At 71.3% G+C, this 26,686-nt stretch carries 28 protein-coding genes; 10 read left to right on the top strand and 18 right to left on the bottom strand.

Annotated elements, in window-relative coordinates; translation table 11 throughout:
* Positions 1-105: 105 nt before the first annotated feature.
* Positions 106-1,146 (bottom strand): sensor histidine kinase, encoded by a 1,041-nt coding sequence (locus tag ACE101_RS25030; RefSeq protein WP_379135491.1) that lies wholly within the window; start codon positions 1,144-1,146, stop codon positions 106-108.
* Complete coding sequence (locus ACE101_RS25025; RefSeq protein ID WP_379135489.1) at positions 1,133-2,686, bottom strand: ATPase domain-containing protein; 1,554 nt, start codon at positions 2,684-2,686, stop codon at positions 1,133-1,135. Before ACE101_RS25025 ends, ACE101_RS25030 begins: the two co-directional genes overlap by 14 nt.
* Positions 2,687-2,972: 286 nt before the next feature.
* On the opposite strand from ACE101_RS25025, the gene ACE101_RS25020 reads away from it, so the two are divergent.
* Together ACE101_RS25020 and ACE101_RS25015 are read left to right on the top strand one after the other, a co-directional pair.
* Complete coding sequence (locus tag ACE101_RS25020; RefSeq protein ID WP_379135487.1) at positions 2,973-3,449, top strand: hypothetical protein; 477 nt, start codon at positions 2,973-2,975, stop codon at positions 3,447-3,449.
* Positions 3,450-3,536: 87 nt separating this feature from the next.
* Positions 3,537-4,289 carry an alpha/beta fold hydrolase gene (locus ACE101_RS25015; RefSeq protein ID WP_379135484.1) on the top strand — a complete coding sequence of 251 codons (753 nt, stop codon included), beginning with the start codon at positions 3,537-3,539 and terminating at the stop codon, positions 4,287-4,289.
* A 3-nt stretch (positions 4,290-4,292) separates the two neighbouring features.
* Here ACE101_RS25015 and ACE101_RS25010 read toward each other — a convergent pair whose 3' ends face one another.
* Together ACE101_RS25010 and ACE101_RS25005 are read right to left on the bottom strand one after the other, a co-directional pair.
* A complete protein-coding gene (locus ACE101_RS25010) occupies positions 4,293-4,577 on the bottom strand; it encodes a hypothetical protein (protein ID WP_379135482.1) in 285 nt (94 codons plus the stop codon).
* Between the two features lie 90 nt (positions 4,578-4,667).
* Positions 4,668-4,976 carry a hypothetical protein gene (locus ACE101_RS25005; protein ID WP_379135480.1) on the bottom strand — a complete coding sequence of 103 codons (309 nt, stop codon included), beginning with the start codon at positions 4,974-4,976 and terminating at the stop codon, positions 4,668-4,670.
* A gap of 208 nt (positions 4,977-5,184) precedes the next feature.
* Between ACE101_RS25005 and ACE101_RS25000 the strand changes: the two genes are divergently transcribed.
* Positions 5,185-5,481, top strand: coding sequence for a hypothetical protein (locus ACE101_RS25000; RefSeq protein ID WP_379135477.1), 297 nt, complete (start codon positions 5,185-5,187; stop codon positions 5,479-5,481).
* 7 nt (positions 5,482-5,488) lie between these two features.
* Here the strand turns inward: ACE101_RS25000 and ACE101_RS24995 are convergent, their stop codons facing one another.
* Positions 5,489-5,833 carry a hypothetical protein gene (locus tag ACE101_RS24995; protein WP_379135474.1) on the bottom strand — a complete coding sequence of 115 codons (345 nt, stop codon included), beginning with the start codon at positions 5,831-5,833 and terminating at the stop codon, positions 5,489-5,491.
* 321 nt (positions 5,834-6,154) lie between these two features.
* Here ACE101_RS24995 and ACE101_RS24990 point away from each other — a divergent pair, with 321 nt between their 5' ends.
* Complete coding sequence (locus ACE101_RS24990) at positions 6,155-7,357, top strand: GGDEF domain-containing protein (protein WP_379135472.1); 1,203 nt, start codon at positions 6,155-6,157, stop codon at positions 7,355-7,357.
* A gap of 93 nt (positions 7,358-7,450) precedes the next feature.
* Positions 7,451-7,756, top strand: coding sequence for a hypothetical protein (locus ACE101_RS24985; protein WP_379135469.1), 306 nt, complete (start codon positions 7,451-7,453; stop codon positions 7,754-7,756).
* 21 nt (positions 7,757-7,777) lie between these two features.
* Here the strand turns inward: ACE101_RS24985 and ACE101_RS24980 are convergent, their stop codons facing one another.
* Positions 7,778-8,872 carry a GGDEF domain-containing protein gene (locus ACE101_RS24980; RefSeq protein ID WP_379135466.1) on the bottom strand — a complete coding sequence of 365 codons (1,095 nt, stop codon included), beginning with the start codon at positions 8,870-8,872 and terminating at the stop codon, positions 7,778-7,780.
* A 629-nt stretch (positions 8,873-9,501) separates the two neighbouring features.
* On the opposite strand from ACE101_RS24980, the gene ACE101_RS24975 reads away from it, so the two are divergent.
* Positions 9,502-9,789 carry a hypothetical protein gene (locus ACE101_RS24975; RefSeq protein WP_379135464.1) on the top strand — a complete coding sequence of 96 codons (288 nt, stop codon included), beginning with the start codon at positions 9,502-9,504 and terminating at the stop codon, positions 9,787-9,789.
* Positions 9,790-11,845: 2,056 nt separating this feature from the next.
* Entirely contained in the window at positions 11,846-12,346 is a 501-nt protein-coding gene (locus ACE101_RS24970; protein ID WP_379135461.1) for a DUF3280 domain-containing protein, read from the top strand.
* A gap of 71 nt (positions 12,347-12,417) precedes the next feature.
* Here the strand turns inward: ACE101_RS24970 and lpdA are convergent, their stop codons facing one another.
* The 8 genes from lpdA to ACE101_RS24930 all read right to left on the bottom strand — a co-directional run bounded on the left by lpdA (position 12,418) and on the right by ACE101_RS24930 (position 20,170).
* A complete protein-coding gene (gene lpdA, locus ACE101_RS24965) occupies positions 12,418-13,854 on the bottom strand; it encodes a dihydrolipoyl dehydrogenase (RefSeq protein WP_379135458.1) in 1,437 nt (478 codons plus the stop codon).
* Positions 13,855-13,934: 80 nt separating this feature from the next.
* Positions 13,935-15,362, bottom strand: a complete 1,428-nt coding sequence (locus ACE101_RS24960; protein ID WP_379135455.1) for a pyruvate dehydrogenase complex dihydrolipoamide acetyltransferase — start codon at positions 15,360-15,362, stop codon at positions 13,935-13,937.
* A gap of 4 nt (positions 15,363-15,366) precedes the next feature.
* Entirely contained in the window at positions 15,367-15,960 is a 594-nt protein-coding gene (locus ACE101_RS24955) for a Uma2 family endonuclease (protein ID WP_379135452.1), read from the bottom strand.
* Between the two features lie 9 nt (positions 15,961-15,969).
* Positions 15,970-16,251 carry a DUF5076 domain-containing protein gene (locus ACE101_RS24950; RefSeq protein ID WP_379135449.1) on the bottom strand — a complete coding sequence of 94 codons (282 nt, stop codon included), beginning with the start codon at positions 16,249-16,251 and terminating at the stop codon, positions 15,970-15,972.
* 7 nt (positions 16,252-16,258) lie between these two features.
* On the bottom strand, positions 16,259-17,728 hold the full coding sequence (locus tag ACE101_RS24945; protein WP_379135446.1) for a pyruvate dehydrogenase complex E1 component subunit beta: 1,470 nt from the start codon (positions 17,726-17,728) through the stop codon (positions 16,259-16,261).
* A gap of 34 nt (positions 17,729-17,762) precedes the next feature.
* Positions 17,763-18,809 (bottom strand): pyruvate dehydrogenase (acetyl-transferring) E1 component subunit alpha, encoded by a 1,047-nt coding sequence (pdhA, locus tag ACE101_RS24940; RefSeq protein WP_379135444.1) that lies wholly within the window; start codon positions 18,807-18,809, stop codon positions 17,763-17,765.
* Between the two features lie 113 nt (positions 18,810-18,922).
* The gene (locus ACE101_RS24935; RefSeq protein WP_379135441.1) at positions 18,923-19,234 is read right to left on the bottom strand and encodes an FtsB family cell division protein; all 312 of its coding nucleotides are present in this window, start codon (positions 19,232-19,234) and stop codon (positions 18,923-18,925) included.
* Between the two features lie 24 nt (positions 19,235-19,258).
* On the bottom strand, positions 19,259-20,170 hold the full coding sequence (locus ACE101_RS24930) for a helix-turn-helix transcriptional regulator (protein WP_379135439.1): 912 nt from the start codon (positions 20,168-20,170) through the stop codon (positions 19,259-19,261).
* Positions 20,171-20,340: 170 nt separating this feature from the next.
* On the opposite strand from ACE101_RS24930, the gene ACE101_RS24925 reads away from it, so the two are divergent.
* The gene (locus ACE101_RS24925) at positions 20,341-21,219 is read left to right on the top strand and encodes a DMT family transporter (RefSeq protein WP_379135437.1); all 879 of its coding nucleotides are present in this window, start codon (positions 20,341-20,343) and stop codon (positions 21,217-21,219) included.
* Between the two features lie 94 nt (positions 21,220-21,313).
* Here the strand turns inward: ACE101_RS24925 and eno are convergent, their stop codons facing one another.
* A complete protein-coding gene (eno, locus tag ACE101_RS24920; RefSeq protein ID WP_379135436.1) occupies positions 21,314-22,591 on the bottom strand; it encodes a phosphopyruvate hydratase in 1,278 nt (425 codons plus the stop codon).
* A gap of 125 nt (positions 22,592-22,716) precedes the next feature.
* Here eno and queF point away from each other — a divergent pair, with 125 nt between their 5' ends.
* Entirely contained in the window at positions 22,717-23,172 is a 456-nt protein-coding gene (gene queF, locus ACE101_RS24915) for a preQ(1) synthase (protein WP_379135433.1), read from the top strand.
* 80 nt (positions 23,173-23,252) lie between these two features.
* Here queF and ACE101_RS24910 read toward each other — a convergent pair whose 3' ends face one another.
* The 3 genes from ACE101_RS24910 to ACE101_RS24900 form a co-directional block, all read right to left on the bottom strand.
* Positions 23,253-23,564, bottom strand: a complete 312-nt coding sequence (locus tag ACE101_RS24910; RefSeq protein WP_379135431.1) for a hypothetical protein — start codon at positions 23,562-23,564, stop codon at positions 23,253-23,255.
* 161 nt (positions 23,565-23,725) lie between these two features.
* Positions 23,726-24,910, bottom strand: coding sequence for an MFS transporter (locus tag ACE101_RS24905; protein WP_379135430.1), 1,185 nt, complete (start codon positions 24,908-24,910; stop codon positions 23,726-23,728).
* A gap of 89 nt (positions 24,911-24,999) precedes the next feature.
* Entirely contained in the window at positions 25,000-25,458 is a 459-nt protein-coding gene (locus ACE101_RS24900) for a hypothetical protein (RefSeq protein ID WP_379135427.1), read from the bottom strand.
* 234 nt (positions 25,459-25,692) lie between these two features.
* Between ACE101_RS24900 and ACE101_RS24895 the strand changes: the two genes are divergently transcribed.
* A complete protein-coding gene (locus ACE101_RS24895; protein WP_379135424.1) occupies positions 25,693-26,634 on the top strand; it encodes a hypothetical protein in 942 nt (313 codons plus the stop codon).
* The last annotated feature ends 52 nt before the right edge of the window (positions 26,635-26,686 follow it).

The following is a 26,686-nucleotide window of genomic DNA, read 5'->3' as shown; positions in this document are numbered from 1 at the left end:
GCGGCGATGCCCCGTCGTCCCTGATTCACCGGCATCCGTCCCGCCGGGCACGTCCCGGCGGCGAAAGCGTGGCCGGCTGGCAGATGGTGTCCGCCCCGGCGCCGGTCAATATTGCGGCACGGTCCGGCTCTCCACCAGGGGTGCCTCCATGCGGAAATGCAGCCCCGCGGGCGCGAAGTCGAAGCGGATGTCGGCCCCGCACTGCATGGTCAGCACCCGCTGCAGCAGGGTCGAGCCGAAACCCCGGCGGGTGGGCTCCCGGGCCGGCGGGCCGCCGCGCTCGGTCCAGTCGAGCTGGAGCCGCCGGCCCCCCTCCGCCGCCGTCACCTGCCATCGCACGGCGATGCGCCCCTCCGGCACCGAGAGCGCCCCGTGCTTGGCGGCGTTGGTGGTGAGTTCGTGGATCGCCATCCCGGTCGGCACCGCGAGATCCGCCGTGAGATCCACCGTCGGCCCGTCGAGGGCGATGCGCCGCCCCGCCTCGTCGTTGTAGGGGCCGAGTTCGTTCTCCAGCATCTCCTGGAGCGAGGCCATCTGCCAGTAATCGTCGGTGAGGAGGTTGTGCGTCTTGGCGAGCGAGATCACCCGGGCCGAGAAGCTCTGGTAGAATTCGTCGACGCTGGTGGCCGAGCGGGCGGAGGCGCCGAGCAGGGCCTGCACGGTGGCGAGCGTGTTCTTCACCCGGTGGTGCAGCTCGCGGATCAGCAGGGTCTGGCGCTCCGCGGTCTGCTGGCGCTCGTGCAGATAGGCCGCGGCCTCCCGCTGGCGCCGCCGCGCCCGAACCGCGAAGCGCGCGGCCGTCACCAGGGTCGCCGGATGGAAGGGCCGCTCGAGCAGCGTCACGTTGCCGAGCGCGTCCGTCAGCCGCGCATCGGGGGGCGATCCGCGCAGGGTCAGCAGCAGGAACGGATAATCCGACCAGGGCTGCTGGCCGGCGATCCAGGCCGCGAGGTCCCGCCGGTCGGCGGCCCGCAGGGCCTCCTCGGTCACGACGGCGCAGCTTCCGGAATCGAGGCGGGTGAGGAGGTCCGGCAGGTCCGCGCAGATCACGGACCGCAGGCCCCCCTCCGCCAGGATGTCGCGGGCCACGACGGCGTCGCGCCCCGCGGGGGCCAGGATCAGGACGGGCGGATCACTGTCTTTCATCGCCGTCCCATTCGGCCACGTTCTGGTCAGCCATGTCCTGTTCGGCCATGTCCTGTTCGGCCATCAGGCGGTCCGGGTCCCCATCGTAGGTCGGAACGCCCGTGAGCACGCCCCGGAAGGCGGCGAGCGGCTCGCCCACCCGCAAACCGCCGCTCTCGATGCGGAGTTCCCGGATCGCCGATTCGTGCGGGCCCACGCGCTTCTTGACCACCGAGACCGCCCGCCGCAGCTCTCCCGCCGCCTCGAAGAACCGGAACAGGACGATGGTGTCGCTGAGATAGGTGAGGTCGATCGGGGTCGACATCGGCCCGACGAGGCCGTGCTGGGCGAGCACCAGGAGGGTCGTGACCCCCTGCTGGTTCAGGTAGGTCAGGATCTCGTGCATGTGGAGCAGCAGGTACTGCTCCTCCGGCATGGCGTTGTGATAGCCGGTGAGCGAGTCGATCAGCACGATCCGGGCGTCGTCCCGCTCCACCGCGTCGCGCACGCGGATGGCGAGTTCCCCGGGCGAGATCTCGGCCGGGTCGATCTGCTCCACCGTCAGCAGGCCCGACGCGCAATAGGGCTCGATCTCCATGCCGAGCCCCCGGGCACGGCGCATCAGCACGTTCGTCGCCTCGTCGAAGTTCAGGATCAGCGCGTGCTCGCCTCGCTTCAGCGCGCTCGTCACGAAGGCGAGGGCGCTCGACGACTTGCCGACGCCCGAGGGGCCGAGCAGCATCGTGCTGGTGCCCCGGTCGAGCCCGCCGCCGAGCAGCGCGTCGAAGGCCGCGATGCCGCAGCCGATCCGCTCATCCGGGAAGGGATGGCCGTGCTCGGACGCGACCAGCCGCGGGAAGATCGACAGCCCGCCCCGGCGGATGACGAAGTCGTGGTAGCCGCCCCGGAAGGCGGTCGCCCGCATCTTGATCACCCGCAGGCGCCGCCGCTCGCCGCCGTAGAGCGGGGCGAGCTGCTCCAGGCGGATCACCGCGTGGCAGAGGCTGTGCAGGTTGAGATCGTCCTGCTCGGCGGTGATGTCGTCGAGGAGGAGCGCCGTGGTGTCGTGGATGAGGAGGTAGCTGCGCAGCGCCAGCACCTGGCGCCGGAACCGCAGCGAGCCCTGCGAGAGCAGCCGGATCTCCGAGAGGCTGTCGACCACCACCCGCTGCGGCTTGATGCGGTCGATCTCCGCGATGGCCAGCCGCACGGTCTCGCCGAGTTCGAGGTCGGAGGAATGGACGAGGCTCTGCTGCTGCGACGGATCGAGGCTCAGCTCCGGCGGGACCAGCTCGAACACCTCGATGCCGTCGAGCGACCAGCCGTGCCGCCCGGCGACGTTGAGGAGTTCGCGCCGGCTCTCCGAGAGGGTGATGTACAGGCAGCGCTCGCCCCGGCTCGCCCCGTCGAGCAGGAATTGCAACGCCAGGGTGGTCTTGCCCGAGCCCGGCCGGCCCTCGAGGAGATGAGCCCGGTTGGCCGCGTAGCCCCCGCCCAGGATGGAATCGAGGCCGGGAACGCCAGTGGCGATCCGGCTCGCGTCGTCGGGGGGGGCGGTCATGGGCGGCGCTCGCGGACGGAAATGCCGCCGAGCCCTACCAGATGGCGCCGACGCTTGCATCTCGTCTGCGACGCTTGCACCCGGCCTGCGAGGTATCCTGTATTCCAGGTGACCGCAAGTTCTGATAGCAATCCACGATAATGATGACTGCGGAGGCGATGGATATTCTACCCGTGATGTGCGCCAGAGCACATGCGGGGAGCAAAAATTAGAGCAAAAGTGGAGTAGACGCCATCTGCGAGCGACGCTGAAAACTGCCGCGCTTGCCCTGATCAAGGGGCGTGTGATGTACAATGCTTGGCCACACCGGCACGGGGACGGGTCGATCCACTATACGCATTGCTGCGCGGAGGCGATTGATGCCCTTCCCGCCTTCGAGCCGCCGGCCCCGCCGCGGAACCCCGGCGGACGCCTGCGCCAGGCGGCCGGGGCCGCGGCGGCGGCCCTCGGCCTCGCGACGGCGGCGTTCTGGGTGACGATGCTCAGCACGCCGCCCGTCTCGCGCGCCGCCCTGCCGCCCGATGGCGACCTGTGCCTGAACGCGGGCCACACGGTGCGCACCGTCGTGGATGCGGAGATCGCCCGTCGCGCCCGGATCGGGGCCGCGCCGGGGCAGGCCGAGTTCAACCGCCTGCTGCTCTGGACGCGATCCGCCGAGGGCGCCTGCGCGGCCGGCCGCACCCGGGAGGCCCTGCGGGACTTCAAGGCGCTGGAGCAGATGATCGCCCTGCGCTCCGCCCGGTTCGAACACGACGAGGATTGAGCGGAGGCACCGTCCGAAAGGGGTTGCAAGGGGGCTTGCGCCCGTCCCGCATCCGCGCTTGGCTCGGTCGGACCGACGGAGGCGCGCGTGGGTGGACAGAGGGACGGGCGTGAGGACGGCCTCACCTTCGTGCTGGTGCATGGGGCGTGGCATGGCGGCTGGTGCTGGCGGCGCGTGGCGGACAGGCTCGCGGCGGAGGGCCACCGGGTCTTCACCCCGACCTGCACCGGGCTCGGCGAGCGGGCCCATCTCCTCTCCCGGGCCATCACCCTCGACACCTTCGTGCAGGACGTCGCCGGGGTGATCGCCGCCGAGGAACTCGACGACATCGTCCTCGTCGGCCATTCCTTCGGCGGGCTCGCGGTCAGCGGCGTCGCCGACGCGATGCCGGAGCGCATCCGCCATCTCGTCTACCTGGATTCCCTCCTGGTCGAACCCGGCCGCTCGCCCCTGTCGGCCCTCGCGCCCGAGGTGGCGGAGGCTCGCCGCCGGGCCGCGGCGGAGAGGAGCGGGGGCGTGAGCCTGCCGGTGCCGCCGCCCGAGGTCTTCGGGGTGACCGAGGCCGCCGACGCCGCCTGGCTCGCCCGCCGCCTGACCCCGCACCCGCTCGGCACCTACGAGAGCCCCCTTCATCTGCGGGGCCCGGTCGGCAACGGGCTGCCGCGCACTTACGTCGACTGCACCCGCCCGGCCTACGCCGCCCTCAACGGCGTGAAGGCATGGGTGCGCCGTCAGTCCGGCTGGGGATTCGTCGCCCTGGAGGCGGGGCACGACGCCATGGTGAGCGCGCCCGACGCCCTCACCCGGCTGCTCGTGGAACTCGGGACGTCGCGGCCCTGATCCTCAGCCCATGGTCACGGTGGCCTGAGCGGAATCGATCTCGATCAGCCGCAGCCCGAAGGGGCGGCCCTCCTGCGCCTCCCAGTCGGCGAGGGCGGCATTCACGTGGTCGGGCCCCTGCGCGGCGAGGCTGCGGCGGCCCACCGGCTCCGCCAGGGCATGGGCGACCTCCTCCATCAGCCGCGCGCGGGCCGGCCCGTCCGCCGGGCCGGACGCGTCGAGATAGGTCGCAACGATCCGGTGGGACAGAGCCTCGATCACGGCTTGGTTCACCGACGTCATCGCCATGCGCGCTCTCCCCTGGGTTCCCCGGCTCTGGCGGCCGGTGACCCGTCAACCCGCATCCGGTGCAAGCGTTGCGCTCAGCCGCGCATGGGTTCAGCCGCCCTGGCTCGCGGCGCGGTGGGCCGCGAGGGTGACCACCTCGGCGCTCGGCGGCGCCGCCGGCCGGTCCGGGTGCATCATGAAGATCACGGGGCTGCGAGGCGTGTAGCCGGGATTGCCGCGCAGGTTCAGGAGCGGCTGAAGCTCGACGGCCGTCAGGTCCTGCGCCGTGGCGTCGCGCCAGACATGGCCGGGCGACGCGGTGCGTGCGAAGGGCCACCATGCCCGGCGCACGGTCTCGACCTGCAGCACGAGCTTGCCGGTCAGGGTTCTGCGGAAGTTGAAGCGACCCGTGATGGCCATGACCGATCCCTCGCTCGCGTACCGTGACGCCCGCCCCTCAACACAACCCTAATACTCCCGCTCCGGTTCGCGGTTCCGCCCCAGGCGCTTGGCCGCAGGCCCGACAGCTTCTTTGGCCGCAGGCCCGGCTTGCCTTGAAATTGCCCTCGCGGTGCGGTCGTGCTCCGTCCCGGTTTCGGGGCCGTCGAGGCGACCACAGGGGATGCGGATGCAGAAGCTCGCCTTCGGGGTATTCCTCGTGATGGGCGTCACCAACCTGCTGGCGGTCCAGGCCGGGCTGATGCAGACGGTGGGCCTGCCCTGGCTCGTGGCCTTCCTGGTGGCGATCCCCGTCTTCTACCTGCGCTACGTCGGCTCCATCGCCGGCATCCTCGGCGCCGTGGTGGGCTGGCACTGGTCCCTGCCGGCGGCGATCCTCCTGTTCGCGTGGCCGGCGATCCTCTACGCCGTCCTGCGCGGCGGGAGCGAGCTTCGCGCCCTCGCCGCGCCGCGCCGCCCGGCCTGAAGCCGGATCACTCGTCGGGATCGGGATCCCAGCCGCCATACCCGGCCGGGCGCGGGCCGTAGACCCCCCGGCGCTCCACGACGATCTCGCGCGCCACGGGACGCCGCTCGACCACGACCTCCTCCTCCCGGATCACGCGGCGCGGAGGAAGGAGGGCGGGCCGCTCCACGATCACCTCCCGCACCACGCGCCGGGGCGGCAGGAGGACCGGCCGCTCCACGATCGTGCGGCGCGTGACGACGGCGTCGGGGCCGTCGATCTCCGTTTCGACGAAATCCGCCGCGCGCACGCCGGTGATGCCGCCGGCAAGGCCGGCCGCGAGCGCGAAGGCGCCGATTGCGAGTCTCATCATCGCGATCACCTCCGAAGATGGATCCGCCCGGTGGCGGACGGAGCGGGGAACGCCGATCCCCCCGATCCGGACGCATCGATGCGCGATTTTCGCGCAGCGCGTCCTGCGGCGGCATCCCGCTCGCGGCGGCGTGAGACATTTCCTCGGCGGGAAGCTTTACTATTGAGGCAGGAAACCGGCATTACACTGCCGAGCAGCCTTCGTTGCGGTGCCGCCGGTCGAGGTTTTGCTGGCCCGGCGAACGCTGCGAGAGCGAAGACGATCAGCAGACCTGCGCCATGCGATGCTGCTGAGGCAACCGAGTGGCGTTCCGAGCCTGACATGGAGTCCCTGATCGAGCGCGGCCTGAGCCGCCCCTGGCACGAACTCAGGCTGCCGGCGCCCCTCGAAGCGCGCTATCACGCCGAAACGGGCCCCGAGAGCGGGCGTTTCGTGCAATCCTGGCTCGCCGTCTTCATCGTCTTCAACGTCCTGTCGCTCAAGACGGACCACGACGCTTTCAGCGCCGAGGCCATGGTCGTGCCGCTCGTCCTCACCCTCGGCGTGTTCGTGCCGGTGGCGGTCGCCGCGATCATCGCATTGCGCGGGCGCCCCTCCCCCCTGCGTCTGACCCTGGCGGCGCTCGCCACCGCGCTGACCGACATGGCCATCGTCCTCAACAGCGCGCGGCTCGTCGCCCCGGAGCACACCAACACCTATCTCATCCTCGCCGCCATCGTGCCGCTGGTGGTCGGCCTGATCGCGCCCATGCCGTTCCGGCACAGCCTGTGGTTCTGCGGCTCGGCCTTCGTTCTCTACGTCTCCGGCGTGGTGGGGCTCGGCTTCACCGCCTCGCACCAGATCGGGGTGCCGCTGCTGGTCGCGAGCCTCACCCTGGTCCCGACCAAGATGAGCTACTCGCGGGAATGGGAGGCCAAGCGCAGCTTCCTGCTCGGGCTGCGGGAGCGGATCCGGGCCGGGGAACTGGCGCGGGCCAATGCGCGCCTCATCGCGCTCTCGCAGACCGACCCGCTGACGGGCGTGGCCAACCGGCGGCTCTTCGTCGAGCGCCTGAACGCGGTCTGGGCCGGGGCTTGTGCGGAGGAGAGCTGGGTCGGCGTCGTCCTGTTCGACCTCGACCACTTCAAGCTCCTCAACGACGCGGCGGGTCACGGGGAGGGCGATCGCTGCCTGCGCCTCGCCGCCAGGGCCCTGAGCGACGTCGTCACCTCGGCCGGGGGCGTGATGGCGCGCTACGGCGGCGAGGAATTTGCCGCCCTCCTCCCGCACCGCGACCTCGCCGCCAGCCGGGAGATGGCCGAGGCCGCGCGCGGCGCCGTCGCGGATCTGGCGGTGCCGCATCCCGGATTGCCCGCCGGCGGCATCCTGACCGTGAGCGCCGGCGTCGCCGCCGGCCGCGGCGACGGACAATCCCGCGACGCGGACGCGGCGATCCTGCTCAAGCGGGCGGACGATGCGCTGTACGTCGCCAAGCGCGCGGGCCGCAACCGGGTCGAGACCCTGCCCGCGCGGCCGGCCGCCTGATCCGGTTTTGCCGGAAACCTTTTGGCAATACGGGCGTTCCGGGTGCCACGCCGGTTCGGGCGCATGCGCCCGAGCGGGCGAGAGGAGGGCATGATGGCAAAACAGGTTCAGGCAAGACGGATTTCGACGAGACAGGGTTTCCTCGGCGCGGTCGCGGTCTCGCTGCTCGTCGCCTCGTCCGGGATCGGCCTCGCCCAGGGCATCTCCGTCGGTCCCGGCGGGGTCCGGATCGACGATGGCCAGGGGTATCACGGTGCCCGCCGCGGCTACTACGAGGAGCGACGGCGCGGGCCGTCGCCGGGCATGTGCCGGGAGCTGCGCCAAGCCTGCCTGCACAAGGACGAACTCGGCGAGCAGGGGGCGGGCAATTGCCGCCGCTATCGCCGCATGTGCGGGTGACGGCGGGCAGGCTCCCCGATCTCAGGCCGCCCGGTCGCGGCCCGACGCCTTCGCCCGGTACAGGGCCCGGTCGGCGCGCGCCATGCTCTCGTCGAGGCCGCCCGCATTCATCGCCACGCCGAGGCTGACCGTCCAGGGCGGCAGGCCCGGATCGCGCGGCGTCGCGGCGCGCACCTCCTCGGCGAAGCGCTGGGCCCGGGCCAGGGTCGTGTCGTGCAGGACGACCACGAATTCGTCGCCCCCCAGGCGCGCGACGAGATCCTCCGGACCCGGCAGCCGGGCCGCGACCCCTGCCGCCAGGGCCGTCAGCACGGCATCCCCCGTGGCGTGGCCGAAGCGGTCGTTGAGCGCCTTGAAGTGGTCGACGTCGATGAGGATGATCGCGGCGCGCCGCAGCGGCGTCGCGGCCGTGCGGGCCCGGAGGCCCGCGCGGTTCCAGGCGCCCGTGAGGGAATCCTTCAGGGCGGCGGTGCGGAGTTCCTCCTGGGCGCGCTCCCCGGGCATGACCATGAGCCCGAAATTCAGGACCGGCAGCAGGAGCTGGTCCGACAGCAGCGGCAGCAAAGTCGCGAGTCCGGGCTGCACGCCGCCGAACTCCGCCGCGAGACCGATCGCGTAGGAGGGCAGGTAGCCGAGGCAGGCCGCCCCGGCGATGCGGCGGCCCCGGGTCGGCACCCGGGCGTGGCCCCAGAGCAGGATGCCGCCGACGATGCCCATATTCGCCGCGAGCGCCAGCATGCCGCCGACGCGGCACGCCCAGGCCGCCTCGGCGCCGGCCGCGAAGGGGAGCGGGAGCGCATAGGCGAGCCCGGGCGCGGCCGAGAGCCAGGGCAGCCACCGCGGCACCGCCGGCCGGCCGTCGAACAGCCGCACGCCCATCAGGATGAGGCCGTTGGTGGTGCCGAGGCCGGCATAGAAGAGCGCCCTCGCCCCGGCCTGCCCGGTCAGCGCGAAGCCCGCGACGACCAGCACATAGCCGAGGGCGCCGGCCGCCCAGCACAGCCAGTGGCGCTCCGCGCGACGCCCCTGCCAGAGCGCCAGGAACATCAGCGCGAAAGCGGTGCTCGCGACGGCGCTGCACAGCTGGAGCGTGGCGAGATCGGGCAGGACCACCATCGGCCTCTCGGTTCCGGGACGTGTCTCGACGCGGCACGAGCGCGCGGCCGCACGCGGGCGGGATAGAGCGGCGCCCGCTGCCAGCGCAACGGGCCCCGCGTTCGGTTCCGGCCTCGGCGGAGCCGACCATCCCGCACTTTGGCCCCGCGAGCTTTCGACTTTCCTCATACGGTTTCCGGATGATCGCTTCGCGATGCGGAAACCGGCCTCGCTCAGGCGCCGCGCGGGCTCGTGATACGGTTTCCGAAAGTGATCTTCCGGAAACCGTATCACACCTCGCCTGCCTGAGGCCGCGCGCGGCCCGGGGCGGGCCTGCATGCGGGAGGTTCGATGGTCCGGGGCTGCTCCCGCCGGTCCGATCGCCCCGGGAGGCGGGCCCGGAGGGACGAGGGCCGGACCCGTGTGCGGTGTCGCACCGCAGCATCGCGCCGATCCGTTCAAGACCGACACATGCCCTTCGCGGGCGCTTCCTCCCGAGACTTCAAGGCCACCCTCGCGGGTGGCCTTCCTGTATCCGGGCCGCGCAGCCGAGACGGCGGAACCCGCCCGCGCTGTCATGGCGCAGGATCGTAGCCAGGCTTCGTGCGTTCCGCGGATGGTCTCTCGACATGCGGGGTGGCGCGGTGCGGATGCTTCAGGGTCAGCTGGCGGCGGATACCTGCCCGGACGGGCACCTCTCGGCGCGGCAACGGGCGGAATACGCCGAGGCCGGCCGGGCGCTCCTCGACGGCTGCATCGGCCATCTCGACGACGACGCCAGGGCGGCGTTCTGGAGCGCGGTGCGCCGCTGCTACAATCGCCCGTACAACGATGCGCCCCCGGCGCGATCCGCGGCCGCCGCGGTGGCACCCGAGCCGATCTGCGCCGGCCCGCCCGCGCGGATCGGCCTCGATCCACGGGCCGAGGCCAATCTCTGACTGCGGGTGCGGTGCCGTCGCCGTGAGCCGGCCATAGGCGCCGCTCCGCGGGGGAATTGGGTGGGCCATCAGCCAGCGTCGCGGTTCCTGTTCTCCGCCGCGCTGACCGTCTCGTGACCGCTCGACCCACCAAGCGTCACAGGGCCCAGCCGAGAGAACTGGTCCGAGCTGCCCCGTCGTCACGAGCCCTGCCGCCTGTACCAGTCATTCGCGGAGCCGGATCGCGTCAGACCGCGTGGGCAGGCTGGGTTGCCTGAGATTTATCAGAGGCTTGGCGGCACGCAAGAGCGCCTGACGGGCAGCCCGGCAGCCTCTTTATGGTTAGTCCGCCGATCGGCCTTCCGGCCCACGTGTCACCGAAGGCAACCGTCCAAAAAAGAAGGCCCACGCGAGGTGGACCGGTGAGATGGCCGGGCGACGGAACATGCCGGCTGCGTATCGCGTTGCATCATTGCGGCGCGGCATTTCGTGGTGCCGCGCTGTTGCCCTGTCCGCAGGGCGTTTCCTCCCTAGACTTGAGGGCCGCTCTCCCGGGCGGTCCTCTTTTTCGTCCAGGGCCGACGAGTAAAACTTGTGGCCAGTCGCTTTGGTTGCACCTTGAACAGGCATGAACTGCCTATTTTTTATCCCTTTCCCTCGGTGAAACTTGGCGGTTTTGGTTGGCGTTGTCGGTCCGAAATGTCGCATTCGGTCCCGTGTGCCGAGTGCCGACGCCAAGACTTGGAGGAATGCCGAATGAGCAAGCTTGCTGCTCTCGCGGGTGTCACCTTGTTTCTCGCCGGTCCCGCTCTTGCCCAAACGACGGCCCCGGCTTCACCCACCCCTGGGCCGGCGCCCATGGATGCTCCGGTCCAGGGCGGCTCGCCCGGGATCGCGAATTCCGGGCCTGCCTCGACCGGGACGGTCGCGCCCCGGGGCACGGGGGCCGACACCATCTCGAACAACCCGGCCGGTGCGTCCAACGCCGAGGCGCCCAATCAGCCCCTGCCGCAAACCGGGCGCGGCGGGAGCGGCAGCGGCGCCGGTGGTGGCGGCCGGTAGGGAGGCGGCCACTCCGCGCCCGTCGAGAGCGCCGCGATCCGGCAAGCTCTCCTGATGCGCGCCCGGCAGGGTTCGAGCCCCGGCCGGGTGTTGCGCGCGGGGGCGAGCCGGCCGCAAGCCCGGTGACGACGCCTTCGGAAGCGGATGCGAGGTCGGCCGCGAGCCATCGGCTTGCTCTCTTTCCCTTGCGGCACTCAATATGTTAATTCTTGCGGGTTGCTTCGGGCATCGCCCCCGCGATCTCGTGCGACAGGCAGGCCGGGCCGACGCAGTCTGAACAGCTCCCCGTCGCATCCTGGCCTGCCGTTGCCCTCTGCGGGTCCGCTCACCCGCCGCGCCATCGCCGCCTCGCCGGGCGGATGCGATATCATTGCCGAGCAACCGAGGTTGAATCCGCGCTACTTACCGTCCCTGCATGCAGTTTCGACGGTATTCGACTCGCATGTGACGTACCTGTTCGGCGCGCATGACCGATCCGCGGCCGCCGCCTCCGCCGATCATCGACGCCTCGGATCTGCATTTCGAGGCGAGGGACGAGTCGCCAGGTGCCGGAACGGTAGTAAGGCGTGCGCACATAGGCAGGAATGCTGGCGAGAGATAAGACGGAAACGAGGAGAGGAAGCGCGGATGAGTAACCTCATGGCGTTTCTCCAGACGCATCGATGGCGCATCACCATGAATTGGCATGATCGATTCGCGCGCGCAGCCTGTTCCAGGACGGGGCGTTTGCTTGGGCTTTCTGCGTCAAGGGGCCCGAACCGGAAGGATCCTCACGGAACTTCCGATCCGCTGGCGCAAGGGTGAGAACCCGGCGGTGCGGCGCCGACCAATGATACGGTTTCCGGACGATCACTTTCGGAAACCGTATCACGAGCCCGCGCGGCGCCTGAGCGAGGCCGGTTTCCGCATCGCGAAGCGATCATCCGGAAACCGTATGAGACCGTGTCCTCGGTTCGTGCGATCCAAAGTGCGCCGTCTCGCGTTTCATCCCGCAGGATACCGGGAGAGCGTGCTCATGACGTGCAAAGGCCGGCTGCCCATCATGGCCGCGGCCATGTTGGCCACAGTGGGAACCGCGCATGCGGAGCCGCCACGGGCTGCCGTGTTCGACTTCCAGTTCGCCAATATCGGTGCGCAGCCGCCGACGCAGGCCGACTCCGATCGCCTCGGCCCATTGAGTGAGCTGCTGCGGTCACTCCTGAAGGACAGTGGCCGCTACCGGATCCTGTCGATCGATCCGGTCAGGGAGGAGGTCGCCAAGGGACCCGAACTGCGCAAATGCAATGGCTGCGCCGAAGATTATGCCAGGAAACTGGGGGCCGACGTTGCCATCACGGGCGAGATCCAGAAGGTCTCCAACCTGATTCTGAACATCAACGTCTACGTGAAGGACCTCAGGAGCGAGCAGCGCGAGCAGGCCTACAGCGTAGACATCCGCGGCGACAACGACACGTCCTTCGATCGGGGGTTGCGCTACCTCGTGAAGAACAATCTTCCTCCGCCTCAGGAGAAGTGACCCGAGGCTCTCGCGCATGGCGGCGGCGAGGGCCCCGTGGCCCCCGCAATCCCGCGGTCCCCTGCCCCGACTCAGATGTGGATCGCCCGCCCATAGGCGTCGAGCACGCTCTCGTGCATCATCTCGGACAGGGTCGGATGCGGGAAGACCGTGTGCATCAGGTCCTCCTCGGTGGTCTCGAGCTGCATCGCCACCACGTAGCCCTGGATCAGCTCCGTCACCTCGGCCCCGACCATGTGGGCGCCGAGCAGCTGGCCGGTCTTCTTGTCGAAGATCGTCTTGACCAAGCCGTCCGGCTCGCCGAGCGCGATCGCCTTGCCGTTGCCCATGAAGGGGAAGCGGCCGACGCGGATGTCGAAGCCCTGCTCCTTCGCCTTGGCCTCCGTCAGGCCCACCGAGGCGATCTGCGGCTGGCAATAGGTGCAGCCCGGGATCTTGCCCTTGTCCATCGGATGGGTGGGCAGGCCCTTGATGGTCTCGACGCAGAGCACGCCCTCGTGCTCGGCCTTGTGGGCCAGCATCGGCGGGCCGGCGACGTCGCCGATGGCGTAGATCCCCGGCACGCTGGTGCGCCCGAGCCCGTCCGTCACCACGATGCCCCGCTCGGTCGTCACGCCGAGCGTCTCCAGCCCGAGATTCTCGATGTTGCCGACGACGCCCACCGCCGAGATCAGCTTCTCGGCGCTGAGGGTCTGGGTCTTGCCGTCCGCCTCGATGGTGGCGGTGACGGCGTCCTTGCCCGTCTCGACCTTCGTGACCTTGGCGCCTGTCAGGATCCGGATGCCCTGCTTCTCGAAGCGCTTGCGGGCGATGCCGGCGATCTCGGCATCCTCCACCGGCAGGATCTGCGGCAGCAGCTCCACCACCGTCACCTCGGCGCCCATGGTGCGGTAGAAGGAGGCGAACTCGATGCCGATCGCGCCCGAGCCCATCACCAGCAGGCTCTTGGGCATCGCCTCCGGCACCATCGCCTCGTAATAGGTCCAGATCTGCTTCTTGTCCGGTTCGATGCCCGGGATGACGCGCGGCCGCGCGCCCGTCGCCACGATGATGTGCTTGGCCTGATAGGTGCCCGGCCCCTTGGCGCCCTTCGGGGCCTCGGCGCGCTTCGATTCCGCCACCGCGACCCGGCCGGGCGTGGCGCCCTTGGCGGCGGCCTCGATCCGCGCCTCGCCCCAGATCACGTCGACCTTGTTCTTCTTCAGCAGCATGCCGACGCCGCCGTTGAGGCGCGCCGACACCCCGCGCGAGCGCTTCACGATCGCGGCGGCGTCGAACCCGACCGTCTCGGCGGAGAGGCCGTAATCCTTGGCGTGCTGCATGTAGTGGTAGATCTCGGCGGAGCGCAGCAGCGCCTTGGTGGGGATGCAGCCCCAGTTGAGGCAGATGCCGCCCAGATGCTCGCGATCGACCACCGCGGTCCTGAAGCCGAGCTGCGCCGCGCGGATGGCGGTCACGTAGCCGCCGGGGCCGGCGCCGATGATGAGGACGTCGTAGGTGTCGGACATTCGTCAGGGACTCCGTGGCGGCATGCGCCGGCAGGGCGAGGATCGGCGGTCGGGATGCGGCGCCGCGGGCGCCGCCGCGCTCACACCAGCATCGCCATCGGGCTCTCGATCAGGCCCTTGAAGGCCGCGAGCAGCTCGGCGCCGAGCGCGCCGTCCACCACCCGGTGATCGCAGGAGAGGGTCACGGTCATCGCCTGCACCACGGCCGGCGCACCGTTCTTGACCACCACGCGGGCCTCCCCCGCCCCCACCGCCAGGATGGTGCCGTGCGGCGGGTTGATGACCGCGCCGAACTCCTTGATGCCGTACATGCCGAGATTCGACACCGCCGTCGCGCCGCCCTGATACTCGTCGGGCTTCAGCTTCTTGGTGCGGGCGCGGCCGGCGAGGTCCTTCATCTCGGCCGAGATGGTCGAGAGCGTCTTCTGCTCCGCCTTGCGGATCACCGGCGTGAACAGGCCGCCCTCCACCGCCACCGCGACGCCGACGTCGGAGTGGCGGAACTTGAGGATCCGGTCCTCGGCCCAGACCGCGTTGGCGTTCGGCACCCGCTGCAGGGCGAGTGCCAGCGCCTTGATGACGAAGTCGTTCACCGAGAGCTTGAACAGCGGCTTGCCGTCCTTGTCCTTGGCCGCCCCCGCATTCACCTGCTCGCGCAGGCCGAGCAGGGCGTCGAGCTCGACGTCGAGCGAGAGATAGAAATGCGGGACCGTCTGCTTCGACTCGACGAGGCGCTTGGCGATGGTCCTGCGCATGCCGTCGAGGGGGATCTCCTCGTAGGAATCCTTGGCGAACATCGCCTTGACCTGATCGGCCGTGAGGCCGGCGGCCAGCCCGCCGCCGGAAGCGGGCTTGGCGGGCGCCCCGGCGGGGGCGGCGGCAGGCGCCGTCGGCGCGGCCTCCTTCGGAGCGGGGGCGCCCGTGCCGACGCCCTCCTTCGCCGCCGCGCGCACGTCGCGCTCGATCACGCGGCCGTGGGGGCCCGAGCCCTTGATGGCGGAGAGGTCGATCCCCTCCTGCTTGGCGATGCGCCGGGCGAGCGGCGAGGCGAAGATCCGCCCGCCCGCCTGCGGCGCCGCGGCGCCGTTCGGCTTCGCCGCGGATTTGGCGGCGTCCGGCGCCTCGTTCACCCGGGCATACGCCATGGTGCCGCCGCCCGGCGTGCGGTCCTCGCCGCCCTCGGCCTTCGCCTCGGCCTGCGGGGAGGTGGATTTCGGAACTCCCGCCTCGGCGCCGCCCCCGGCGCTCACGCTCTTGGGATCCTCGCCCTCCTCGGCGATGAGGGCGATGAGGTCGTTCACCGGCACGTCGGCGGTGCCCTCCGGCACCACGATCTTGGCGAGCACGCCCTCGTCGACGGCCTCGACCTCCATGGTCGCCTTGTCGGTCTCGATCTCGGCGAGAACGTCGCCGGACTTGACCGGGTCGCCCTCCTTCTTGAGCCACTTGGCGAGGTTGCCCTTCTCCATGGTGGGCGAGAGGGCGGGCATCAGCACGTTGATCGGCATGGCATCAGGTCTCGGGCAGCGGCGGGGCGGCCGGATCGTCGAAGGGGAAGAGGGCGTCGAGCGGGAACGGCGCGGCGTCGAAGGGCGGCTGGCCGACCCCCTCGCCGCGCTGGACGGTGCCGACGAGCGGCCACCGGCCGCCGGTCAGCGTGAAGGCTTCGAGCACGCCGTCCGCGGGGTCGAGCAGCCAGAGATGGCCGGCGCCCGCCTGCGCGGAGATGCGGCGCTTCGGGCCGCGATCGATCCGGGCGGTCGAGGGCGAGAGGATCCCGCAGACCCGGTCCGGCAGTGTCTCGATGCAGGCGGTCGGGGGCTCGGTGGGAAGGCGGTTGCGGCGCCAGCCGGCGAGATCGGGCACCACCCCCTGGGCGTCGGGGTGACGCTCGGGCTCGATGATGAAGATCCAGCCGCCCGGTCCCCCGCGCCCGCGGCCGAAAGGCGGGATCAGCTCGCTGGCCGGTTCCGCCGTCGCGATGCCGCGCCGCGGATGCGGCCGGGGATGGGTTTCCAGCGTCCCGTCGATGATCTCGGCGACGAGATGCGCCGGGACCGCTTCGAGATCCGCGTAGGTGGCGCGACGCGGGACAGGCTCGGCCATGCGCGGCTCTCAGTTCACGCGGCCGGGATCGAAGCTCTCGGCCTCGAGCCCCTCGCGGATGCGCGCGAAGGCCTCCTCCTCCGAGAGGTCGGTCTCCATCGCGTAGATGCGCGCGGCCTGGCGGGCGAGGTCGATCAGCAGCACGCCCCAGGTGAAGGGATCGTCGAAGGAGCGCCGCAGGGCCACGCTCACCCCGCCATCGACCACGCTCGCGCGCACCACCTCGACGCCGCCCTTCTCCAGGGCGTCCGGCGGGACCGCGAGAGCCTCGAACTTCGATTCGTCCGCCATGCCGGGCCTACCGGTAGCAGACGGCCTTGGCCGCCTCGATCACCTCGGCGACGGTCGGCAGCGCGAGCTTCTCCAGGTTGGCCGCGTAGGGCATCGGCACGTCCTTGCCGGTGATGCGCAGGACCGGCGCGTCGAGATAGTCGAAGGCGTCCACCATCAGGCGCGCGGCGATCTCGGCGCCGACACCCGATTGCGGGAAGCCCTCCTCCACGGTGATGCAGCGGCCGGTCTTCCTGACCGATTCCACCACCGTCTCGGAATCCATCGGCCGGATGGTGCGCAGGTCGATGACCTCGGCCCCGATCCCCTGCTCGGCGAGTTCGTGCGCGGCCTTGAGCGCGTAGGTCATGCCGATGCCGAAGGACACGATGGTGACGTCCGAGCCCTCCCGGTGGACCTTCGCCTTGCCGATCGGCACCAGGAAGTCGTCGAGCTTCGGCACCGGGAAGGACTGCCCGTACAGGATCTCGTTCTCGAGGAAGATCACCGGGTTCGGGTCGCGGATGGCGCTCTTGAGCAGGCCCTTCGCGTCGGAGGCGGTGTAGGGCATCACCACCTTGAGGCCCGGCACGTTCGAGTACCACGCCGCGTAGTCGTGGCTGTGCTGGGCGGCCACGCGGGCGGCCGCGCCGTTCGGGCCCCGGAACACGATCGGGCAGCCGAGCTGCCCGCCCGACATGTAGAGGGTCTTGGCCGCCGAGTTGATGATCTGGTCGATCGCCTGCATGGCGAAGTTGAAGGTCATGAACTCGACGATCGGCCGCAGGCCCGTGAAGGCCGCGCCGACGCCGACGCCGGCGAAGCCGTGCTCGGTGATCGGCGTGTCGACGACCCGGCGCGCCCCGAATTCCTGCAGGAGCCCCTGCGTGATCTTGTAGGCGCCCTGGTACTCGGCGACCTCCTCGCCCATCACGAAGACGGCCTCGTCCCGGCGCATCTCCTCCGCCATGGCGTCGCGCAGGGCCTCGCGCACCGTCTGGGTCACCATCTCGGTGCCCTCGGGGATCTCCGCCATCGCCGTGTCGGCGCTGCGGCTGGTGATCGCGGCCGGCGCCGCCGGGGCGACCGGCGCGTCCTCGCCGGTCTTGGCGGCCGGCGCCGCCGTCCCGGCCTGCCCCTCGGCCTTCATGTCGGGAGTGGGGGCGTCCTGGCCGTTCGGCTTCTTCGCGGGGCTCCTGGCCGGTTCCTGAGCCGGCCCCTTGCCGGAGCCCTTGGAGGCGGCCGAGACGTCCTCGCCCTCCTCCGCCAGCACGGCGATCGGCGTGTTGACCGCGACGTTGTCGGTGCCGTCGGCGATCAGGATCTTGGCGAGCACGCCCTCGTCGACGGCCTCGACCTCCATGGTCGCCTTGTCGGTCTCGATCTCCGCCAGGATGTCGCCGGCCTTGACCGGGTCGCCTTCCTTCTTGAGCCACTTCGCCAGCTTGCCCTGCTCCATCGTGGGCGAGAGGGCGGGCATCAGGATGTCGGTCGCCATGGGTGCTTCTGTCGATCCGGGGAAGAGGGTCGCGTCAGGCGCGGGCGGGCTCGAGCAGGACGTCCGTCCACAGCTCGGACGGATCGGGCTCGGGATCGTTGGTGGCGAAGTCCGCCGACGCGTTCACGATCTCGCGGACCTTGGCGTCGACCGCCTTGATCTCGTCCTCGGGCAGCTTGTGGGGGCCGAGCAGCCGCTTGCGCACCTGCTCGATCGGGTCGGATTCCTCGCGCATGCGGGCGACCTCGTCCTTGGTGCGGTACTTGGCCGGGTCGGACATCGAGTGGCCGCGGTAGCGGTAGGTCTGCATCTCCAGGATGTAGGGCCCTTCCCCCGAACGGGCATGCTCGATCGCCCGCCGGGCCGCCTCGCGCACGGCGCGCACGTCCATGCCGTCGACCTGCTCGCCCGGAATGCCGAAGGAGACGCCGCGCTTCGAGAAGTCCGTCTGCGCCGAGGCCCGGCTCACCGAGGTGCCCATGGCGTAGCGGTTGTTCTCGATCACGTAGACCACGGGCAGCTTCCAGAGCTGCGCCATGTTGAAGCTCTCGTAGACCTGGCCCTGGTTGGCGGCGCCGTCGCCCATGTAGGTGAGGCTCACCGCCCCGTCGCCGCGGTACTTGTTGGCGAAGCCGAGGCCGGTGCCGAGCGAGACCTGGGCGCCGACGATGCCGTGGCCGCCGTAGAAGTTCTTCTCGCGGGAGAACATGTGCATGGAGCCGCCCTTGCCGCGGGAATACCCGCCGCGCCGGCCGGTCAGCTCCGCCATGACGCCGTTGGGGTCCATGCCGCAGGCCAGCATGTGGCCGTGGTCGCGGTAGCCGGTGATGACCTGATCGCCGTCCTTCGAGGCCATCTGGACCCCGATCACCACGGCTTCCTGGCCGATATAGAGATGGCAGAAACCGCCGATCAGGCCCATGCCGTAGAGCTGGCCCGCCTTCTCCTCGAAGCGCCGGATCAGCAGCATCTCCCGATAGGCGTGGAGATCCTCGTCGCGCGTGAACTGCGGCGCGTTCGCGGGGCGCGGCGCCGCGGCTGCGGCCTTGTCCTCGCGGCGTGCCTTGTTCCCGGCCTCCATCAGCGCCTCCCGATCCCTACCTTAGTCCAACGCTTGTCTAGGGCAGGCGGGGCGGGAAAGCGAGGCCCCGAAAGGGGGCACGGCGCCGGGGAGCGCCCGGAAAACGGGGAGAATCAGGGGTTGAAGATCACGACGTCGTTGGGGTGCACGCGCCCGAGCACGAGGCGGGCCCGCTCCTCCAGGAGGTCGCGGTCGATCTGGTCGCTGCGCAGCAGGGCGACGCGGCGCTCCCACTCGGCCCGGTCGGCCTTGGCGGCGTCGAGCTCCTGCTGGAGGTTGTACGCCTGGATCTTGAGCGCGCGCTTGGCCTGGAGGCCGCGGCTGCCGCTCTCGGCCTCGCGCAGGAAGTAGCCCACCGCCAGGATCGAGGCGGCGTAGAGGCCAAGCGGCAGCAGGAGGGCGCGGGCGCGGCGACGGACGACCATGCCCGGAAGCATGGCCGGTCAGGGTTAAGGAAGGGTCAAGGGCGCCGGGACTCCGGCCGCGCGGCCCCGCCACTGGCCGGGCGTGGCGCCGGTCGCCTGCTTGAAGCTGCGCGCGAAGTGGCTGTGCGAGGCGAAGCCGCAGGCCGTAGCGATCTCGGCAAGGCCCGTCCGCCCGTCCGCGAGCAGGCTCTTCGCGCGCGCGATCCGGCGGTCGACGACGTAGCGGTGGGGCGCCACGCCGAAGCTCGCCTTGAACATCTTCGCGAAGTGGAAGGTGCTGAGGCCGGCCTCGTCGGCGAGCACGTCCAGGGTGAGGGCCTCGCCGAGACGCGCCTCGACCCGGTCCGCGACGCGGCGCCGGACGGAGGGCGAGAGCCCGCCCGTCACCGGCCGCCCCGCGCCGGCGCGGGTGTGGCGCCGCAGCAGGGCGTGGAGCAGGAGGTGGCAGGCCGAACTCAGGGCCATCCGGTCGCTGCCATCCGCCCAGTCGAGGGGCAGCACGCCGCCGCGCACGACCATCGCGGTGGCGGGATCGTCCGAGAAGGTCAGCTCCATGAGGTCGATCCGGCGCGGATCGATGTCGAAGGCCTCGACGGCCTGGAGGGCGAGCGTCTCCGGCGCGATGTAGAGGTGGAACAGCCGGAGTTCGCCGCCGATCTGCCAGCGGCTCTCGTGCCCGGCCGGGAGCAGGCAGAGCTTGTCCGGCCCGCCGCCGGAGACCGGGCGATCCTCGCGCACGACGCCCTCGCCGCCCGCGAGATAGAGGCTCAGCGTATGGTGATCCGGACGGTCGTAGCGCGCATGATTGTCGCGGTTGACCCATTCGGCCAGCGCGATCCCGCGGCCGGCCGAGCCCGACCGCAGCAGGGCCGCGCCGGTGCGGGCGAGGACGGTGCGGATGTCGGGATGCGGGTCTGCCGAATCTCGGATTGCCATGGGCTGCCGGGGAAGGATCCTGCGCGAGTAGGAGGCGATCCCGGTGCGGCGGGCAACGGAGGACGCCGAAAAAGCCCAGGAATGTGCAAAGGCCCGGCGGGGAATCGGCGAGCGGCGGGGACGGCTCCGGTCTATCGAGGCCGCCATCGTTCGCTCCAGGATCCGGAACCGTGACCGCCTTCTCCTATGCCGCGACCGTGCTCATCTGGGGCACGACGTGGATCGCCATCAAGCACCAGCTCGGCGTCGTCGCCCCGGAGGTGTCCATCGTCTACCGCTTCGCCCTGGCCGGCCTCGTCCTGTTCGCCGCCCTGGGGCTGACGGGCCGTCTCCGGCCCATCCCCCTGCGCCAGCAGCCCTTCGTCCTGCTCCAGGCCGCGTGCCTGTTCTCCTGCAACTTCGCCTGCTTCTACGCGGCGACCCGGTCCGTCGCGAGCGGTGTCGTCTCCGTGGTGTTCTCGGCGGCGACGATCTTCAATATCGCGAACGCCTTCCTGTTCCATCGGCGGCGGCCGGCGCCCCGCGTGCTGGCGGGGGCGCTGATCGGGCTCGCGGGGATCGTCGGCCTGTTCTGGGAGACCATCGCCGGAACCGCGCTCAGCGGCGAGACGGCGCGCGGCCTGTCGCTCGCCCTGCTGGGCACGTGGTTCTTCTCGGCCGGGAACCTCGTCTCCGCCCGGAACCAGCGGCACGGGCTCGCCGTCGCCTCGGTGAACGCCTACGGGATGCTGTACGGCGCCGCGCTGGTCGCGGCCTTCGCGCTCCTGCGCGGCGTGCCGTTCACCCTCGATCCCTCGCCGGCCTACCTGGGAGCGCTCCTCTACCTCGCCGTTCCGGGTTCGGTGATCGGCTTCACCACCTACCTGATCGTCGTGCATCGGCTGGGGCCGGAGAAGGCCTCCACCATGACCGTGCTGTTTCCCGTGGTGGCGCTCACGCTGTCGGTCCTGTTCGAGGGCTACCAGGTGACGCCGCTCGCCGCCGCCGGCGTCGCGGCCATCCTCGTCGGAAACCTGGTCGTGTTCGCGCCGCGGATCGGCCGCCCCTGACGGCGGCTCCCAGCAAAAAGGCCGCCCGGAGGCGGCCTTCCCGATCGCTGTCGTCCGAAGGAGCGGGGATCGCCCGCTCCTCCCCGGAGTTCCGTCACGCCTTCAGCGCGGCGCGCCCGGCGTAGCGCCCCTGCGGCCCCAGCCCCTCCTCGATGCGGATGAGCTGGTTGTACTTGGCGAGCCGGTCCGAGCGGGCGAGCGAGCCGGTCTTGATCTGCCCGCAATTCGTCGCGACGGCGAGGTCGGCGATGGTCGAATCCTCGGTCTCGCCCGAGCGGTGGGACATCACCGCCGTGTAGCCGGCCCGGTGAGCCATATCGACCGCCGCCAGCGTCTCGGTGAGCGAGCCGATCTGGTTGACCTTCACCAGGATCGAGTTCGCCGTGCCCTTCTCGATGCCCTCGGAGAGCCGCGTCACGTTGGTCACGAACAGGTCGTCGCCGACGAGCTGGCAGCGGTTGCCGATCCGGTCGGTGAGCGCCTTCCAGCCGGCCCAGTCGTCCTCGGCCATGCCGTCCTCGATCGAGAGGATCGGATAGGCGTCGACGAGCTTGGCGAGGTAGGCGGCCTGGGCCTCGGGGTCGCGGGTCTGGCCCTCGCCCTCGTACACGTAGGCGCCGTTCTTGAAGAACTCGGTGGCCGCGCAGTCGAGGGCCAGCACCATGTCCTTGCCCGGGGCGTAGCCGGCGGCGCGGATCGACTCCATCACGAAGTCGAGGGCGGCCTCGGCCGAGGGCAGGTTCGGGGCGAAGCCGCCCTCGTCGCCGACATTGGTGTTGTGGCCGGCCTTCTTGAGGGCGCCCTTCAGGGTCTGGAAGACCTCCGCTCCCATGCGCACCGCCTCGGCGATCGAGGCCGCGCCCACCGGCATGATCATGAATTCCTGGAAATCGATCGGGTTGTCCGCATGCGCGCCGCCGTTGATGATGTTCATCATCGGCACCGGCAGGACGCGGGCCTGGGTCCCGCCGACATAGCGGTAGAGCGGGAGCCCCGAGGCTTCCGCGGCGGCCTTGGCCACCGCCAGCGAGACGCCCAGGATGGCGTTCGCGCCGAGCCGCGCCTTGTTGGGCGTGCCGTCGAGCTCGATCATCGCCTCGTCGACGGCGACCTGGTCCTCGGCATCCATGCCGCCGACCGCGTCGAGGATCTCGCCGTTGACCGCGGCGACCGCCTTCAGCACGCCCTTGCCGCCGAACCTGGACTTGTCGCCGTCGCGCAGTTCCACGGCCTCGTGGGCGCCCGTCGAGGCGCCCGAGGGCACGGCGGCGCGGCCGAAGGAGCCGTCCTCCAGCAGGACGTCCACCTCCACGGTGGGGTTGCCTCGGCTGTCGAGGATCTGGCGGGCGGCGATATTGGTGATCGCGGTCATGTCGATGCTCTCCGGCGGACGGCCGACAGGCCGGGCTTATCGGCCAAGACGTCGCGCGCGGCAAGCACCCCAAGGGAAGGAAGAACGCGGTATCGCGGGCGGTTAGGGATCCCTATATCGGGCGCATGACCACCGATGAGACCCTTCAGCTCGGGCGGGCGACCGCCCTGCCCCGCTCGCCACAGGCGGCCGAACTCGACCGGGTGCCGAACCCGCATCCGGACACGGATTACCTCGCCCGCTTCACGGCGCCGGAATTCACCTCGCTCTGCCCGGTGACGGGCCAGCCCGATTTCGCGATCCTGGTGATCGACTACGTGCCCGACCGCTGGCTCGTGGAATCGAAATCGCTGAAGCTCTACCTGCACAGCTTCCGCGACCACGGCGCCTTCCACGAGGATTGCACGGTGGCGATCGGCAAGCGGCTCGCGGGGCTTCTGGAGCCGCGTTTCCTGCGCATCGGCGGCTACTGGTATCCGCGCGGCGGCATCCCGATCGACGTGTTCTGGCAGACGGGCGAGCCGCCGAAAGCGCTCTGGCTGCCCGACCAGGGCGTGCCCCCCTACCGCGCGCGGGGATGACAGGCACACGACGAGGGCGGCCGGATGGACCGGCCGCCCTCGTTCGCGTGCCTTGGCCCGCCCGCTTCGCGCGGTGCGGATCAGTACCCGTAATCGTCGTAGCCGTAGGCGGGTGCCTGGTAGGCCGGGGCTCCGTAATAGTAGCCGTTGCGGCGCGCGGCATCCGCCGCGATGGCGCCGGCCGCCAGGCCCGCGATGCCGAGGCCGACCGCCGCACCGGTCGAGATGCCGCGACCTCCGCGATGACCGCCGTAATAGGCCCGCGGGCCGCCGTAATAGCCGTGGCCGTAGCCGCCATGGCGGTAGCCCGGCCGCGCCTCGGCGGGGGCTGCGACCATCATGGTGGTGCCGAGCGACAGGGCGGCGGCGGACAGAAGCGCGAGCTTGCGCATGAATTCTCCTCGCATGTGTCTCTGTTCAGGCAGAACAACGAGCGAGACGCCGGACGGTTCCCGCATCTCCGGCAATCGAGACCGACGCAGGTGACCGTCACATCTTCGTTCATCGGCCGTTCACCGGATGATCATCTTGCTCAAGTATCGTCTTGGGCAAATCATGAGCCGGTGCGCGCGAGCCCGATCGGCTGCGCCAAGCGCCGGGCGGTGACGAGGCCGAGGACCAGGATGAGGACGGCGCAGAGGGCGAGCGCCCCGAGCTGGCCGAGCGCCGCGAGCCCGGCCCCCAGCACCGCGACGCCGAGCGCCTGCCCGCAGAAGAACGAGAAGGCGTGGAGCGCCACCGCCGAGGCGCGGGCCTCCGGCGCCACCTCGGTGACCTGCACCTGGAAGGTGTTGTGCAGCATGTAGAAGCCGAGGCCGAGCGCCACCAGGGCGGCGGCATCGATCTGCCACGCCCCCGCGAGCCCCACCGTCAGCAGCGCCGCCCCCGAGACTGCGCCGCCCGCCATCAGCATCCGGGTCTGGCCGAGGAGGCGCAGGAGCACGCCGACGAGGAGCGAGTAGAGCAGGCCCCCCGCCGCGAATCCCGCGAGCACCAGCCCCGCCTCGCGCGGGCCGCCCTCGCCCCGCGCCTCGATGAGGTGGGCGAGGTGCGGGAAGATCCCGAACACCGCGATCGCCTCGATGAAGACGGCGCCGAACAGGAGCCGGGCGCGGGGATTGGCCAGGATCGTCCGGTAGCGCTGCACGGCCGGGCCGACGGCGAAGCGGCTGCCGGCGGTCCGCAGGCTGCGGGCGAAGCCGACGAGGACCGCGCCGCATCCCGCCGCCGCGACGGCGGTCGAGAGGCCGAAGACCCCTCGCCAGCCGATCTGCCCCTCGATCAGCCCCGAGACGGTGGAGCCCATGAGCTGCCCGAGGATCACCGCGACGAGGAAGCGCCCGATGGCGACTTGGCGCCGGTTCATCGGGATGCGGTCGCCCATCATGGCGAGCGCCAGCGGGATCACGCCGCCCGCCGCCGCCCCCGCGACCATGCGCAGGGCGAACAGCATGCGGATGTCGCTGGCGACGATGCTGGCGGCGAGCGCGAGCGTCAGGATGCCGAGGCAGGTGACCACCACCCGCTCCTTGCCCAGCGCGTCGCCGACCGGCCCGAGCACGGGCTGGATCAGGGCGTAGGGCAGCGCGAAGGCCGTGGAGAGGAGCGCCACCGTGGCGGGCGCGGCGGCGAAATCCCGCGCCAGCACGCCGACGAGGGGCTCGACCACCCGGCCCGCGAAGGTGCTGGCGAACCCTCCGGCGGCCAGGATGGCGATGAGGCGGGAGGTGTCCGTCACGGGGTGGATCCGGTGGCGAGGAAGCGCGGCATCACCCGACGCTTAGAGCATGTCCGGCCCGAGGGGGGAACCGCCCCGGTGTATCCGCTTCAGGAGCGTCCGGCCCGGGACCCGCGCAGGGCCCGCACGAGGCAGCTCGTCCGGAACTCGCCCGCGGGCGCGGCCGAGCAGGCGATCTCCACCGGCCCCGCCCGGCCGGACGCGCCGCCGCCGGAGAGCCGCACCGACCGGTGCAGGGCGAGCGCGAGGGTCTCGGCCTCCTCGGCCCGGGCGCCCGCCAGGGCCTTCGCGGCGAGCCCGATCAGCACGAACGTGGACCGGTTCGGCTCGGCGAAGCGCGAGCGCAGGATCACCTGCCGGGGGATCCGGCAATCGAGGAGCATCAGGTCGGCATCCGCCGCCCCGAAGGCCACGGTGCTGCCGCTGCGGCCGGCGAGCGCCGCCCCGGTCGTCGTCACGAAGCGGCCGGCGAGCGCCGCGCAGGCATCGGCCCGCGCCGGGGCGGCCGCCGCGAGACCGGCGAGCGCGACGAGCCCGATGCGCAGCATGTGACGGTCCTCCGACAACCCTCTTGGCCCCCCGCTCGGCCCCGCGACCCGGGGGGGGCGCCCGGGACCGTGCGGCCGGCCCCGCCCGCGGTCAAGGTGCGTGGCCGAGCGGCCCGGCCATGCCCGCAATGCCCGCTATCCCCAGGGCCGGGGGGGCTCCGCACTTCCCGCTGACATTTTGTTGGGCGGATCGCACGCATACTGGCGGTCCGGTGCGGCCGAGGCGGGGACAGCGTGGGACACAGGATCATCCGCAGCCTGCTCGGGCTCGCCGCGCTCGCCGCGGTGGCGAGCCCGATCGTGCTGATCCTGCTCCTCGACCCGCGCATCGGCCTCATCGCCCGCCGCGCGGCGCCGGAGCCCGCCCCGGCCCTGCCGATGCCCGCCGCTCCCGAGCCGGCGCCTGCCCCTGCGCCCGGTCCCGCCGTGACCGCTTCGCCCGCGCCGCTGCCGGCCTCCTGCCCGCCCTGCGAGCGGGCCGAGCAGCCGCTGCGGCCCGAGCAGGCGCTGCGGCCCTCGGTGGCGCCGGAGCGGTCCGATCCGCCCCCGCCTCCCGCTCCGCCACCCCCGCCGGTTCCCGCCACCGGCATCGTGACGCCCGACATCGCGGCCGAGCGGGAGGCCCAGCGCCGCCGGCTCGTCGGCTTCGTCGCCCATCCCGACCGCGTCTCCGGCTCGGCCGCGTGGCTCGACGTGATCGGCCTCGGCTTCACGCAGCCGCGGCCCGCCGAGGCCCAATCCTACCGCCGCACCGCCGTCGATCTCGCGGCGGCGCCCGACCGCGCCGTGGTGGTGCTGACCGACCAGCCGCTGGCGCTGACGCTCTCCACCGAGCCCGCCGACCGGGCGGGGGCGCTCGGCGTCGAATCCCTCGCCGCCTTCGACCTGCCGGAGGGGCGCTCCGACCTGCTCGCGGGATTCCGCAGCGCGGCCTTCGGGACGGCGCAGGTCGCCCCGCTCCTCGTTCCGGTCCGCTACGGGCCCGAGACCCTGAAGAGCTTCTGCGCCGCCCTGCGGCTCTGGGCGGGCCAGTTCGGGCTCGGCCTCGACCGCACCCGCTACACGCTGATCCAGGATGCCGGGCAGATCCGCCTGGAGGGCGACCGCATCCGCACGGACGGCACCGCCCGCGGCCGCGTCGCCGGACGCCGCCTCGCCCTCCTGTGCAGCCCCTGACGGACGGGCCGTTCCGAGAGGCGGATCGCGGCCTGTGGATCAAGCGAACGGG

It is taken from the genome of Methylobacterium carpenticola (assembly GCF_042748905.1).
Classification (GTDB): domain Bacteria; phylum Pseudomonadota; class Alphaproteobacteria; order Rhizobiales; family Beijerinckiaceae; genus Methylobacterium; species Methylobacterium carpenticola.
Note: the sequence above shows the minus strand (reverse complement) of the source record. Positions and strands in the feature narration are given on the sequence as shown.

What these genes read in the sequence shown, in the direction of transcription:
- ACE101_RS25030 (WP_379135491.1), bottom strand. Translation starts at nt 1,146, where the DNA reads ATGAAAGACAGTGATCCGCCCGTCCTGATCCTGGCCCCCGCGGGGCGC.
- ACE101_RS25025 (WP_379135489.1), bottom strand. Translation starts at nt 2,686, where the DNA reads ATGACCGCCCCCCCCGACGACGCGAGCCGGATCGCCACTGGCGTTCCC.
- ACE101_RS25020 (WP_379135487.1), top strand. Translation starts at nt 2,973, where the DNA reads ATGTACAATGCTTGGCCACACCGGCACGGGGACGGGTCGATCCACTAT.
- ACE101_RS25010 (WP_379135482.1), bottom strand. Translation starts at nt 4,577, where the DNA reads ATGGCGATGACGTCGGTGAACCAAGCCGTGATCGAGGCTCTGTCCCAC.
- ACE101_RS25005 (WP_379135480.1), bottom strand. Translation starts at nt 4,976, where the DNA reads ATGGCCATCACGGGTCGCTTCAACTTCCGCAGAACCCTGACCGGCAAG.
- ACE101_RS25000 (WP_379135477.1), top strand. Translation starts at nt 5,185, where the DNA reads ATGCAGAAGCTCGCCTTCGGGGTATTCCTCGTGATGGGCGTCACCAAC.
- ACE101_RS24995 (WP_379135474.1), bottom strand. Translation starts at nt 5,833, where the DNA reads ATGATGAGACTCGCAATCGGCGCCTTCGCGCTCGCGGCCGGCCTTGCC.
- ACE101_RS24990 (WP_379135472.1), top strand. Translation starts at nt 6,155, where the DNA reads ATGGAGTCCCTGATCGAGCGCGGCCTGAGCCGCCCCTGGCACGAACTC.
- ACE101_RS24985 (WP_379135469.1), top strand. Translation starts at nt 7,451, where the DNA reads ATGGCAAAACAGGTTCAGGCAAGACGGATTTCGACGAGACAGGGTTTC.
- ACE101_RS24980 (WP_379135466.1), bottom strand. Translation starts at nt 8,872, where the DNA reads ATGGTGGTCCTGCCCGATCTCGCCACGCTCCAGCTGTGCAGCGCCGTC.
- ACE101_RS24975 (WP_379135464.1), top strand. Translation starts at nt 9,502, where the DNA reads ATGCTTCAGGGTCAGCTGGCGGCGGATACCTGCCCGGACGGGCACCTC.
- ACE101_RS24970 (WP_379135461.1), top strand. Translation starts at nt 11,846, where the DNA reads ATGACGTGCAAAGGCCGGCTGCCCATCATGGCCGCGGCCATGTTGGCC.
- lpdA (WP_379135458.1), bottom strand. Translation starts at nt 13,854, where the DNA reads ATGTCCGACACCTACGACGTCCTCATCATCGGCGCCGGCCCCGGCGGC.
- ACE101_RS24960 (WP_379135455.1), bottom strand. Translation starts at nt 15,362, where the DNA reads ATGCCGATCAACGTGCTGATGCCCGCCCTCTCGCCCACCATGGAGAAG.
- ACE101_RS24955 (WP_379135452.1), bottom strand. Translation starts at nt 15,960, where the DNA reads ATGGCCGAGCCTGTCCCGCGTCGCGCCACCTACGCGGATCTCGAAGCG.
- ACE101_RS24950 (WP_379135449.1), bottom strand. Translation starts at nt 16,251, where the DNA reads ATGGCGGACGAATCGAAGTTCGAGGCTCTCGCGGTCCCGCCGGACGCC.
- ACE101_RS24945 (WP_379135446.1), bottom strand. Translation starts at nt 17,728, where the DNA reads ATGGCGACCGACATCCTGATGCCCGCCCTCTCGCCCACGATGGAGCAG.
- pdhA (WP_379135444.1), bottom strand. Translation starts at nt 18,809, where the DNA reads ATGGAGGCCGGGAACAAGGCACGCCGCGAGGACAAGGCCGCAGCCGCG.
- ACE101_RS24935 (WP_379135441.1), bottom strand. Translation starts at nt 19,234, where the DNA reads ATGGTCGTCCGTCGCCGCGCCCGCGCCCTCCTGCTGCCGCTTGGCCTC.
- ACE101_RS24930 (WP_379135439.1), bottom strand. Translation starts at nt 20,170, where the DNA reads ATGGCAATCCGAGATTCGGCAGACCCGCATCCCGACATCCGCACCGTC.
- eno (WP_379135436.1), bottom strand. Translation starts at nt 22,591, where the DNA reads ATGACCGCGATCACCAATATCGCCGCCCGCCAGATCCTCGACAGCCGA.
- queF (WP_379135433.1), top strand. Translation starts at nt 22,717, where the DNA reads ATGACCACCGATGAGACCCTTCAGCTCGGGCGGGCGACCGCCCTGCCC.
- ACE101_RS24910 (WP_379135431.1), bottom strand. Translation starts at nt 23,564, where the DNA reads ATGCGCAAGCTCGCGCTTCTGTCCGCCGCCGCCCTGTCGCTCGGCACC.
- ACE101_RS24900 (WP_379135427.1), bottom strand. Translation starts at nt 25,458, where the DNA reads ATGCTGCGCATCGGGCTCGTCGCGCTCGCCGGTCTCGCGGCGGCCGCC.